At 54.7% G+C, this 12,787-nt stretch carries 6 protein-coding genes and 3 rRNA genes; all 9 read left to right on the top strand.

The features are described 5' to 3' along the window. The first annotated feature begins 45 nt into the window (after nt 1-45). The 9 genes from argC (at nt 46) to rrf (ending at nt 12,730) form a co-directional block, all read left to right on the top strand. Nucleotides 46-1,089, top strand: coding sequence for an N-acetyl-gamma-glutamyl-phosphate reductase (argC, locus tag M2119_RS05180; protein ID WP_280803881.1), 1,044 nt, complete (start codon nt 46-48; stop codon nt 1,087-1,089). After that, complete coding sequence (gene argJ / locus M2119_RS05185; protein WP_280803882.1) at nt 1,086-2,255, top strand: bifunctional glutamate N-acetyltransferase/amino-acid acetyltransferase ArgJ; 1,170 nt, start codon at nt 1,086-1,088, stop codon at nt 2,253-2,255. Before argC ends, argJ begins: the two co-directional genes overlap by 4 nt. Before the next feature lie 21 nt (nt 2,256-2,276). Then, nucleotides 2,277-3,170: an acetylglutamate kinase gene (gene argB / locus M2119_RS05190; protein WP_280803883.1), complete on the top strand. Its 894-nt coding sequence runs from the start codon at nt 2,277-2,279 to the stop codon at nt 3,168-3,170. Next, entirely contained in the window at nt 3,170-4,093 is a 924-nt protein-coding gene (argF, locus tag M2119_RS05195; protein ID WP_280803884.1) for an ornithine carbamoyltransferase, read from the top strand. The genes argB and argF overlap by 1 nt, the downstream gene beginning before the upstream one ends. A 25-nt stretch (nt 4,094-4,118) precedes the next feature. Next, complete coding sequence (gene argH / locus M2119_RS05200) at nt 4,119-5,558, top strand: argininosuccinate lyase (protein ID WP_280803885.1); 1,440 nt, start codon at nt 4,119-4,121, stop codon at nt 5,556-5,558. Next, nucleotides 5,559-6,848 carry a tyrosine--tRNA ligase gene (tyrS, locus tag M2119_RS05205; protein WP_280803886.1) on the top strand — a complete coding sequence of 430 codons (1,290 nt, stop codon included), beginning with the start codon at nt 5,559-5,561 and terminating at the stop codon, nt 6,846-6,848. A 573-nt stretch (nt 6,849-7,421) separates the two neighbouring features. After that, nucleotides 7,422-8,942: ribosomal RNA gene (locus tag M2119_RS05210) — 16S ribosomal RNA — on the top strand. Nucleotides 8,943-9,366: 424 nt separating this feature from the next. After that, nucleotides 9,367-12,482 (top strand): 23S ribosomal RNA (locus M2119_RS05215). A 131-nt stretch (nt 12,483-12,613) separates the two neighbouring features. Continuing rightward, nucleotides 12,614-12,730: ribosomal RNA gene (gene rrf, locus M2119_RS05220) — 5S ribosomal RNA — on the top strand. The 16S, 23S and 5S rRNA genes sit together here, the layout of an rRNA operon. The last annotated feature ends 57 nt before the right edge of the window (nt 12,731-12,787 follow it).

Raw genomic sequence — 12,787 nt, forward strand, 5'->3', positions numbered from 1 at the left:
ACTAAAGTTCAATAACTACTTGAAGGTTTTAGGTAGAGTTATCTAATGACGTATTCGGTTGCAATTGCTGGGGCCAGCGGTTATGCCGGTGGCGAGGTATTACGCCTGCTCGCAGGACACCCCGAGTTTGAGGTACGCACCGTCACCGCTCACTCGAACGCTGGACAGCGTCTCGTTGACGTGCAGCCACATTTGCGCAGTTACGGCGATCTCATGTTGGGAGACACCACCGCAGAGAACTTGGCCGGACACGACGTTGTCTTTTTAGCTTTGCCCCACGGATCCTCAGGTGCAATTGCTGCCCAGTTGAGCGAACAGGCCCTCGTTATTGACTGCGGCGCTGATCACCGTCTCGAAGACGAGGAAGACTGGACCACCTTCTATGGTGGTGAATTCAACTCGGCATGGACATACGGCATTCCTGAACTGCCTCTGTCTACTGGTTCACAGCGCGACTATCTCACCGGAACCACGCGCATCGCGGCCCCTGGGTGTAATGCGTCTGCCATTTCCTTGGCGATTGCTCCCGGCGTGAAAGCCGGACTGATCGACGCCATCGACATCGTTTCTGTGCTTTCTGTCGGCCCCTCGGGTGCAGGTAAGAGCCTCAAAGTGAACTTGCTGGCCAGTGAAATCATGGGTTCAGCTTCTGCCTACTCTGTAGGCGGCACACACCGTCACACGCCCGAAATTGAGCAAAATTTGCGTAAAGCAGGGGCAGCCGAGGTCTCCGTCTCCATGACCCCCGTACTCGTGCCGATGGCACGCGGTATTTTGGCCACCACCACAGCACGTGTGAAGCCGGGTGTTTCCCTCGAGCAATTGCATGCAGCATGGACCTCGACCTATGCAGATGAGCCTTTTGTGCAGGTATTACCCGTAGGCGAATTCCCTCGCACTGCAGACACTATCGGGGCAAATACATGCCTCATGGGTATCGCTCTCGATGAGCACACCGGGCGAGTCGTTGTGGTGAGTGCACTGGATAACTTGACCAAAGGGACTGCAGGTGCGGCCATTCAGTCCGCCAACATCGCCTTAGGCTTGCCCGAAACCACTGGTTTGACAACGAATGGAGTTGCACCGTGAGTGTGACCGCTGCTGCAGGCTTTAGTGCCGCTGGTGTTGCGTGTGGACTGAAGTCCACCGGGAAGAAGGATTTCGCCATGGTGCGAAACCTGGGACCGCTCAAGAACGCTGCTGCCGTATTTACGTCCAATCGATGCAAGGCCAACCCCATTTTGTGGAGTCAGCAAGTGATGGCTGACCCCCAGGTGGAAGCCATCGTGCTGAACTCTGGTGGCGCCAACTGTTACACCGGTGCGCGCGGATTCCAGACCACTCATGCCACTGCAGAAGCAGTAGCAGAGCGACTCGAGGTATCAGCGGGAGATGTGCTGGTGTGTTCGACTGGTTTGATCGGGGACCAGCTGGATCTGGACAAACTCAAGACGGGTGTCTGGGACTCCGGTTTGAGTGTTCTCTCAGACGCGGGAACAAGTGAACAAGCTGGTATTGATGCCGCTCACGCCATCATGACCACGGACTCGGTGCCCAAAATGTCTGTGGTTGCTGGTGCTGGGTACACCATCGGCGGAATGGCTAAGGGCGCCGGCATGCTGGCTCCTGGACTTGCAACCATGTTGGTTGTTATCACGACTGATGCAGTTCTTTCTAGCGCACAGTTGGACATTGCTTTGCGTGCCTCGACCCGCGTGACCTTTGACCGTCTTGATTCAGACGGGTGCATGTCGACGAATGATCAAGTCACCCTGATGGCCTCCGGTGCGTCAGGCGTGGAGCCTGAGCTCGAGGAATTCACCGCACGGTTGACCGAGGTGTGCCGTGACCTGGCACTTCAACTCCAGAAGGATGCTGAAGGTGCGAGCCACAACATCCACATCACGGTCTCCGGTGCTGCGACGGAACAAGACGCGGTGGATGTTGCGCGAGCAGTGAGCCGTTCTAACCTGTTCAAAGCTGCCATTTTTGGTAATGACCCCAACTGGGGTCGTGTTCTAGCTGCCGTGGGAACCACGTCTGCTGAATTTGATCCCTACAACATTGACGTCAGCTTCAACGGCGTGCAGGTGTGCACTGCCGGGGAACCCGACCAGTCACGTGACTTGGTTGACCTTACCCCACGTGAAGTAGATATCCAGATTGAGCTGCACGCGGGTACTGAGCAGGCCACGATTTGGACTAATGACCTCACGCACGACTACGTGCACGAAAACAGCGCCTACGCAAGCTAAGAATTTCAAGGATTTATTGACATGACCCACATGCGTGAAGAAGACGCGGCAGCAACCATCAAAGCTGCCACGCTCATTGAGTCACTGACCTGGTTGAAGAAGTTCAACGACCAGATCATTGTGGTGAAGTTTGGTGGCAACGCCATGGTCTCGGAAGAACTCACCACAGCATTCGCAGAAGACATGGTCTACCTCCGCACCGTCGGTATCAAGCCTGTTGTCGTACACGGCGGTGGCCCTCAGATCACCAAGATGCTTGAACGTCTCGGCATTGAAAGTGAATTCCGTGGTGGTTACCGTGTGACGAGTCCTGAAGCGATGGATGTCGTCCGCATGGTGCTCACCGGTCAGGTCTCTCGCGATCTCGTGGGGCACATGAACGAACACGGTCCCTTAGCCGCCTCTATTTCTGGTGAAGACGCTGGGTTGTTTGTGGGGGAACGCCGTGGTGTCGAAATCGACGGTGAAATGGTGGACTTAGGTCTCGTGGGCGATGTGGTTGCCGTGGATCCCGAAGCGGTACACGCTCTCATCGATGCTGGCCGTATTCCTGTGGTGTCCTCGATTGCCCCAGATAAAGACACTCCAGGGCAGTCACTCAATGTCAACGCAGATGCGGCAGCAGCTTCGCTTGCCGTCGCGCTCGGTGCTGCCAAGCTCGTGATCCTCACCGATGTGGCGGGGCTCTACAGCGACTGGCCCAATACGGATTCACTGGTTTCCGAAATCAGTGCAGAGGAACTGCGTGCTTTGCTTCCTTCTCTCGAATCAGGCATGATCCCGAAGATGGCAGCCTGCCTGGAAGCCGTGGACGGGGGAGTCCCGAAGGCGGCCATCATTGACGGTCGTAATCCTCACTCAATCTTGCTCGAAATTTTTACCCAGACTGGCTCTGGTACGGAGGTCACTGCCTAATGGCTACCCACTTCTTACGTGATGACGACATCACCCAGGCTCAACAGGCCGAGATTCTCGATCTTGCGCTGGCATTGAAAGCTGCTCCATATAGCGAAAAGCCCCTCGCGGGACCACAGACTGTTGCTGTGATTTTCGACAAAACTTCCACCCGAACGCGTGTTTCTTTTGCCGTCGGCATTGCTGATCTCGGCGGAGTTCCCCTCATCATGGATTCGGGCTCGAGCCAGCTCGGTGCTAAGGAATCAGTCTCCGATACCGCACGCGTCCTGGAACGCATGGTTGCCGCCATCGTATGGCGCACCTTCTCTCAGGCAGGCCTGGAAGAAATGGCGCTAGGAACCGGTGTTCCTGTTGTTAATGCGCTCAGTGATGACTTCCACCCCTGCCAGCTATTGGCAGACTTGCTCACTATCCGTGAACACAAGGGTGAACTTGCAGGCCTTAAAGTGGCTTTTGTGGGGGACGGCAGTAGCAATATGGCGCATTCCTACCTGCTGGCCTGTGCTACAGCAGGAATGCACGTGCGCATTGCTGCACCTGCCACCTATCAACCGAACCCAGTTTTTGTTGCAGACGCTGAAAAAATCGCTGCCACAACAGGGGGATCCGTCCTTGTGACCGAAGACTGCGCTGCGGCCGTGTCCGGAGCCGATGTCGTGGTGACCGACACCTGGGTGTCGATGGGGCAAGAAGACCAGAAGGCACAACGAGTGAAAGACTTTGGTAGCTACCAGGTCGATGCCGCCCTGATGGCGCAGGCAGATACCGCAGCTATCTTCATGCACTGCCTGCCCGCCTATCGTGGCTATGAAGTTTCCGCAGATGTGCTCGACGGCGAACAGTCCGTGATTTGGGATGAGGCCGAGAACCGCCTACACGCCCAGAAAGCACTGCTCACCTGGCTGCTTCGCCAGAACTAAGACCCGCAACCCTAGGATTGACACCATGACCTCCTCCCACGAATCTGCGAACCGCGCCGGTGAAGCCGGGGCACTGTGGGGTGGTCGCTTTGCGTCAGGACCTTCTCCAGAGCTTCAGCGCCTGAGCAAGTCCACCCACTTTGACTGGGCGCTCGCCGACTACGACATCACAGGCTCTCAGGCACACGCGAAAGCACTCCACGCCGCAGGTTATTTGACGGCAGCGGAGCTCGCAGTCATGACAGATTCACTCGAGAAACTGCGTACAGCTGTTTCGGCGGGGGAGTTCGTAGCACTCGAGAGTGACGAAGACGTGCACTCTGCGTTGGAACGTGGACTGATCGACATCGCAGGAGTCGAGGTGGGCGGAAAGCTTCGCGCGGGCCGGAGTCGGAATGATCAAATAGCCACCCTGGTGCGTATGTATTTACTCGACCACGGGCGGACGATTGCTCATGAACTCATCCAGCTCATCGATGCGATTGCAGGCCAGGCCTCTGCACACCCTGATGCCATCATGCCGGGGCGTACTCACCTGCAGCATGCGCAGCCTGTCTTGCTCGCGCACCACCTTCTGGCGCATGCCTGGCCGTTGGTGCGCGATCTCGAGCGTTTAGCCGACTGGAGCGCACGCGCATCACTGTCTCCCTATGGTTCAGGTGCCCTCGCTGGTGGTTCGCTTGGCTTGGACCCTCAGTTGGTTGCGGCAGAGCTTGGCCTCTCTGGCCCCACTGAAAACTCGATTGATGCCACGGCAAGCCGTGACGTCGTTGCTGAATTCGCTTTTATTACCTCGTTGATTGGAATCAACCTCTCGCGTTTCTCGGAAGAGATCATCATCTGGAATACCAAGGAGTTCAACTTCGTCAAGTTGCACGATGGTTACTCCACGGGGTCCTCGATTATGCCCCAGAAGAAGAACCCGGACATCGCTGAGCTTGCTCGGGGTAAGTCAGGTCGACTGATCGGGAATTTGACCGGGCTCCTGGCCACGCTCAAAGGCTTACCGCTGGCATATAACCGTGATCTCCAAGAAGACAAAGAACCCGTCTTTGACTCTGTGCAGACACTGGAAGTATTACTTCCTGCCTTTACCGGCATGGTTGCCACTCTTTCTTTCAATACCGCGAGGATGGCTGAGCTGGCCCCACAGGGCTTCTCTTTGGCGACTGATGTAGCCGAGTGGCTGGTCAAACAGGGTGTCGCTTTCCGAGATGCCCACGAAATCTCAGGTGAATTGGTGCAGTTCTGTGAAACCCGTGGCATTGAATTGCACGAGCCTAGTGACGCGGAATACCAGAGCGTCAGTGTTCACCTCACGCCTGAAGTTCGCTCAGTACTCACCATCGAGGGTTCAGTGAACAGCCGTAATGGTGCTGGCGGTACTGCGCCGGCGCAAGTGGCCACGCAGCTGAGCCAGCTCACCGCGCGCGTTACCGATGTCAACAAAGTGTTAGGCCTCTAAGTGTTACTCGAGAACCAGTCCAACGACCCCCACTTTGACACTCTCTGGGATGAATTGGTGTGGCGCGGACTTATCCATGTCTCTACCGACGCCGAAGAGTTGAAGAAACTCTTCCAAGGCCCACCGATCACCTACTACTGCGGGTTTGATCCCACGGCACCTTCCCTGCACTTGGGTAACCTCGTGCAGCTTCTCCTGCTTCGCCGTATTCAACTCGCAGGCCATAAGCCGTTGGGCCTGGTGGGTGGATCGACCGGTTTGGTGGGGGATCCTCGTCCCACCGCTGAGCGAACACTGAATACCAAAGAGACAGTCAACGAGTGGGTGGGATACCTCAGCTCTCAGATCTCCAAGTTCTTGAGCTTTGAGGGCGCCAATGCCGCCCGCATGGTGAACAACCTGGACTGGACTGCGCCGATGTCTGCGATCGACTTCCTGCGTGACGTGGGTAAGTACTATCGCGTGGGTACCATGCTCAAGAAGGACGCCGTCTCTGCACGCCTCAATTCTGAGGCGGGGATCAGCTACACCGAGTTCAGCTACCAAATCTTGCAGGGTATGGACTTCTTGGAGCTCTACCGCAATTACGACTGCGTACTCCAGACCGGTGGAAGTGACCAATGGGGCAATCTGACCAGCGGTACTGACCTTATTCACCGCGCTGAAGGTAAGAGCGTGCATGCCATTGGGACGCCGCTGATCACCAACAGTGATGGAACTAAGTTTGGGAAGAGCGAAGGCAATGCAGTCTGGCTCGACGCCTCGATGACCAGTCCCTATGCGTTTTATCAGTTCTGGCTTAACACCGACGACGCCGATGTCATTGACCGGATCAAGGTCTTTACCTTCATGACCAAGGCAGAGATCGATGACGTAGCCCTGCAGGTTGCAGAGGAGCCTTTCAAGCGCGCAGCACAGCGTCGCCTGGCTCTGGAGGTAACCAGCTTGGTCCACGGTATGGAAGCTACGCAGGCGGCCATCGCTGCCGCTGCAGCGTTGTTTGGCCAAGGAGACTTAGCAGAGCTTGATGCCGTAACTCTCGAGGCTGCTTTGCGAGAACTGCCTCATTCCACAACTCCGAGGAATACCCCCGTGGCTCAGCTGCTGGTGGACACTGGTTTGTCTCAAAGTTTGGGCGCTGCGCGCCGTTCTATTGGAGAAGGTGGGGTCTATCTCAACAACGAGAAGATCTCAGCCGAGGATGAAACTCTCGAAAACTATGTACTTCCCAGTGGAATGGCGGTTTTACGCCGCGGAAAGAAGACACTGGCGGGAGTCTTTGTCGAGTAGTAAACCCCTGTTTTCCTGTGAAGTAATGCTGGTCTTCAGTGCGACACGCCCGGGATGCGGGTGAGATTTGCCCGTGTCGTAATAAACCCGTAATGTAATCACTTGTCACCCCAAAGGTGCAGAACGCCTCAGAGCTTCTGACCTCAAGCGGGGACAATCTCAGCTACTTCGAGAAAACGCTTCTGCGCACACTTGGTAGCTGAACAGGATGAAAATCCACCACTGATCGCGATGTTGCGAACGACAGCCTGGGCGTCTACGACACTCCGGTGATGAGTTTGACAAGATCAGATTTAGTGGTAAGTTAGGACAGTTGCCCTAAACCGGTTCCGAAAGGAATTGGAGTAGGAGCGCCCGATCCTTGAGAACTCAACAGCGTGCACAATGTCAAATGCCAAAACCCGGCATCAACTTTTAGTTGATGTACGGATTCCTTTGGATAAAAATTAAAACAACAAAGCAAGTCAGTAATGATTTGTTCTGTCAGTTTCAAACTCGTGACATTCGCCCTTATTCCGGGGAATGTCACATAAATAGATTTGCCACCAGACTTCGGTCAGGTGGCTATCAACTTTTACGGAGAGTTTGATCCTGGCTCAGGACGAACGCTGGCGGCGTGCTTAACACATGCAAGTCGAACGATGAAGCCGGAGCTTGCTCTGGTGAATTAGTGGCGAACGGGTGAGTAACACGTGAGTAACCTGCCCTTGACTCTGGGATAACTGCTAGAAATGGTAGCTAATACCGGATACGACCCTCGGAGGCATCTCCAGGGGGTGGAAAGAATTTCGGTCAAGGATGGACTCGCGGCCTATCAGCTAGTTGGTGAGGTAAAGGCTCACCAAGGCGACGACGGGTAGCCGGCCTGAGAGGGTGACCGGCCACACTGGGACTGAGACACGGCCCAGACTCCTACGGGAGGCAGCAGTGGGGAATATTGCACAATGGGCGAAAGCCTGATGCAGCAACGCCGCGTGAGGGACGACGGCCTTCGGGTTGTAAACCTCTTTTAGTAGGGAAGAAGCGAAAGTGACGGTACCTGCAGAAAAAGCACCGGCTAACTACGTGCCAGCAGCCGCGGTAATACGTAGGGTGCAAGCGTTGTCCGGAATTATTGGGCGTAAAGAGCTCGTAGGCGGTTTGTCGCGTCTGCTGTGAAATCCCGAGGCTCAACCTCGGGCCTGCAGTGGGTACGGGCAAACTAGAGTGTGGTAGGGGAGATTGGAACTCCTGGTGTAGCGGTGGAATGCGCAGATATCAGGAAGAACACCGATGGCGAAGGCAGATCTCTGGGCCATTACTGACGCTGAGGAGCGAAAGCGTGGGGAGCGAACAGGATTAGATACCCTGGTAGTCCACGCCGTAAACGTTGGGAACTAGATGTAGGGTCCATTCCACGGATTCTGTGTCGCAGCTAACGCATTAAGTTCCCCGCCTGGGGAGTACGGCCGCAAGGCTAAAACTCAAAGGAATTGACGGGGGCCCGCACAAGCGGCGGAGCATGCGGATTAATTCGATGCAACGCGAAGAACCTTACCAAGGCTTGACATATACCGGAAAAGCGTAGAAATACGCTCCCCGCAAGGTCGGTATACAGGTGGTGCATGGTTGTCGTCAGCTCGTGTCGTGAGATGTTGGGTTAAGTCCCGCAACGAGCGCAACCCTCGTCCTATGTTGCCAGCACGTAATGGTGGGAACTCATGGGAGACTGCCGGGGTCAACTCGGAGGAAGGTGGGGATGACGTCAAATCATCATGCCCCTTATGTCTTGGGCTTCACGCATGCTACAATGGCCGATACAGAGGGCTGCAATACCGCAAGGTGGAGCGAATCCCAAAAAGTCGGTCTCAGTTCGGATTGAGGTCTGCAACTCGACCTCATGAAGTCGGAGTCGCTAGTAATCGCAGATCAGCAACGCTGCGGTGAATACGTTCCCGGGCCTTGTACACACCGCCCGTCAAGTCATGAAAGTCGGTAACACCCGAAGCCAGTGGCCTAACCGCAAGGAAGGAGCTGTCGAAGGTGGGATCGGTGATTAGGACTAAGTCGTAACAAGGTAGCCGTACCGGAAGGTGCGGCTGGATCACCTCCTTTCTAAGGAGCATTTGGAGACTTCGGTCTTCCAGAGCCTCTAGCCAGACGAATGTTCTGGCGAGGTTAGCTCATGGGTGGAACATTGACATTGATTCAGAACCAAAAGGTTCGCAGTTAGTACGGTCTTCGGACTTGGAACGCAGTGATCCTGGAGGGTCTGAATATGCACGCTGTTGGGTCCTGAGGGACCGGGACACTAGGTTTTACCTAGTGAAACGAACCTCTGGACCTTTCTTTGGTTACATCATTCGTAACGAAGGAGGGGTACCGCCCGTACTTTGAGAACTACACAGTGGACGCGAGCATCTTAGATACAGACTTAAATGTCTGTATCACAAAGATCATATTGAGCGTAAATTTATTTACGTTCCGATAGATCATTGGTCAATTTTTCTAAACGAAGAATCGATTCAAACTCATGTGATTTCAAATTTCTAAGAGCAAACGGTGGATGCCTTGGCATCTGGAGCCGAAGAAGGACGTAGTAATCTGCGATAAGCCTCGGGGAGTTGATAAACGAACTTTGATCCGAGGATTTCCGAATGGGGAAACCCCGCTGGGCCCGCAAGGTGACCCAGTGACTCCCGCCTGAATATATAGGGCGGGTAGAGGGAACGTGGGGAAGTGAAACATCTCAGTACCCACAGGAAGAGAAAACAAAAGTGATTCCGTAAGTAGTGGCGAGCGAACGCGGAAGAGGCTAAACCGATCATGTGTGATATCCGGTAGGAGTTGCATGGTCGGGGTTGCGGGACTTTTCATTTTGTTCTACCGAGCAATGAGCGTTACAACGTTGTATAGACGAATGGTCTTGAAAGGCCAGTCATAGAGGGTGCCAACCCCGTAGTCGAAATGCAGCAATGGCGCGAGAAGTATCCCAAGTAGCACGGGGCCCGAGAAATCCCGTGTGAATCTGTCAGGACCACCTGATAAGCCTAAATACTCCCAGATGACCGATAGCGGACAAGTACCGTGAGGGAAAGGTGAAAAGTACCCCGGGAGGGGAGTGAAATAGTACCTGAAACCGTTTGCTTACAAACCGTTGGAGCACCCTTGTAGGTGTGACAGCGTGCCTTTTGAAGAATGAGCCTGCGAGTTAGTGATATGTGGCGAGGTTAACCCGTGAGGGGAAGCCGTAGCGAAAGCGAGTCTTAATAGGGCGTTTCAGTCGCATGTTCTAGACCCGAAGCGAAGTGATCTATCCATGGCCAGGTTGAAGCGACGGTAAGACGTCGTGGAGGACCGAACCCACTTAGGTTGAAAACTGAGGGGATGAGCTGTGGATAGGGGTGAAAGGCCAATCAAACTTCGTGATAGCTGGTTCTCTCCGAAATGCATTTAGGTGCAGCGTTGCGTGTTTCTTGCCGGAGGTAGAGCTACTGGATGGCCGATGGGCCCCACCGGGTTACTGACGTCAGCCAAACTCCGAATGCCGGTAAGTGAGAGCGCAGCAGTGAGACAGTGGGGGATAAGCTTCATTGTCGAGAGGGAAACAACCCAGACCACCAACTAAGGTCCCAAAGCGCGTGCTAAGTGGAAAAGGATGTGGAGTTGCAGTGACAACCAGGAGGTTGGCTTAGAAGCAGCCACCCTTGAAAGAGTGCGTAATAGCTCACTGGTCAAGTGATTCCGCGCCGACAATGTAACGGGGCTCAAGCACGCCACCGAAGTTGTGGCATTGATATATTTTGGTAGGCCTTCGTGGTCCAGCCATATTGATGGGTAGGAGAGCGTCGTGTGGCCAGCGAAGCGGCGGTGTAAACCAGCCGTGGAGGCCACACGAGTGAGAATGCAGGCATGAGTAGCGAAAGGGGAGTGAGAAACTCCCCCTCCGGAAGACCAAGGGTTCCAGGGTCAAGCTAATCTTCCCTGGGTAAGTCGGGACCTAAGGCGAGGCCGACAGGCGTAGTCGATGGACAACGGGTTGATATTCCCGTACTGACGAAGAACCGCCCAAACTAATCCAGTAATGCTAAGTGTCTGAATCCCCCTGATCTGAGACTTCGGTCAACGACGGGCGGGCCTAGCACACGACCCTATGCTGGTGCGGTTAGCGTATTAACAGGTGTGACGCAGGAAGGTAGTCAAGCCGGGCGATGGTTGTCCCGGTCTAAGGCCGTAGGGCGAGAGATAGGCAAATCCGTCTCTCATTAAGCCTGAGAACCGATGGGTAGCACGCAAGTGCGAAATTGATGATCCTATGCTGCCAAGAAAAGCATCGACGCGAGGTTCCAGTCACCCGTACCCCAAACCGACTCAGGTGGTCAGGTAGAGAATACTAAGGAGATCGAGAGAATCGTGGTTAAGGAACTCGGCAAAATGCCCCCGTAACTTCGGGAGAAGGGGGGCCTGAGGCGTGTAGGGATTTACTCCTGAAGCGTTTGAAGGCCGCAGAGACCAGTGGGAAGCGACTGTTTACTAAAAACACAGGTCCGTGCCAAGTCGCAAGACGATGTATACGGACTGACGCCTGCCCGGTGCTGGAAGGTTAAGAGGAGCGGTTAGCGTAAGCGAAGCTGCGAATTTAAGCCCCAGTAAACGGCGGTGGTAACTATAACCATCCTAAGGTAGCGAAATTCCTTGTCGGGTAAGTTCCGACCTGCACGAATGGCGTAACGACTTCCCAGCTGTCTCAACCGCGAACTCGGCGAAATTGCACTACGAGTAAAGATGCTCGTTACGCGCAGAAGGACGGAAAGACCCCGTGACCTTTACTATAGTTTGGTATTGGTGTTCGGTGTGACTTGTGTAGGATAGGTGGGAGACTTTGAAGCTGGCACGCTAGTGTCGGTGGAGTCATTGTTGAAATACCACTCTGGTCACTCTGGACATCTAACCATGAACCGTAATCCGGTTCTGGGACAGTGCCTGATGGGTAGTTTAACTGGGGCGGTTGCCTCCCAAAAAGTAACGGAGGCGCCCAAAGGTTCCCTCAACCTGGTTGGCAATCAGGTGGCGAGTGTAAGTGCACAAGGGAGCTTGACTGTGAGACTGACAGGTCGAGCAGGGACGAAAGTCGGGACTAGTGATCCGGCAGTGGCTTGTGGAAGCGCTGTCGCTCAACGGATAAAAGGTACCTCGGGGATAACAGGCTGATCTTGCCCAAGAGTCCATATCGACGGCATGGTTTGGCACCTCGATGTCGGCTCGTCGCATCCTGGGGCTGGAGTAGGTCCCAAGGGTTGGGCTGTTCGCCCATTAAAGCGGTACGCGAGCTGGGTTTAGAACGTCGTGAGACAGTTCGGTCCCTATCCTCTGCGCGCGCAGGAAATTTGAGAGGATCTGTCCTTAGTACGAGAGGACCGGGACGGACCAACCTCTGGTGTGTCAGTTGTTCCGCCAGGAGCACCGCTGATTAGCTACGTTGGGAATGGATAACCGCTGAAAGCATCTAAGCGGGAAGCCGGCCTCAAGATGAGATTTCCATCCCTTCGGGGGAGAGGCTCGCAGCTAGACTACTGCGTTGATAGGCCGGATGTGGAAGTGGGGACTAAAGACCCATGGAGCTGACCGGTACTAATAAGCCAATAATTTGATAATCATTACACATAACCCGTTGTAAGGCTGGGTTGTGTGGCCTGATGTTCGCGTCCACTGAGTGGTTCTCGATGTACGGTCGAGAACCTGCACATTTCGTATGTGCTCGTTTCACTTTGATACATCAATAGTGTTTCGGCGGCCATAGCGAGAGGGAAACGCCCGGTTACATTCCGAACCCGGAAGCTAAGACTCTCTGCGCCGATGGTACTGCAGGGGGGACCCTGTGGGAGAGTAGGACACCGCCGGACTTCTTTGTAAGAGAGCCACCCGTTTTCACGGGTGGCTCTTTTGCGTTAAGCTTGTAC

This window comes from Aurantimicrobium minutum, assembly GCF_029894165.1.
Lineage (GTDB): Bacteria > Actinomycetota > Actinomycetes > Actinomycetales > Microbacteriaceae > Aurantimicrobium > Aurantimicrobium minutum_A.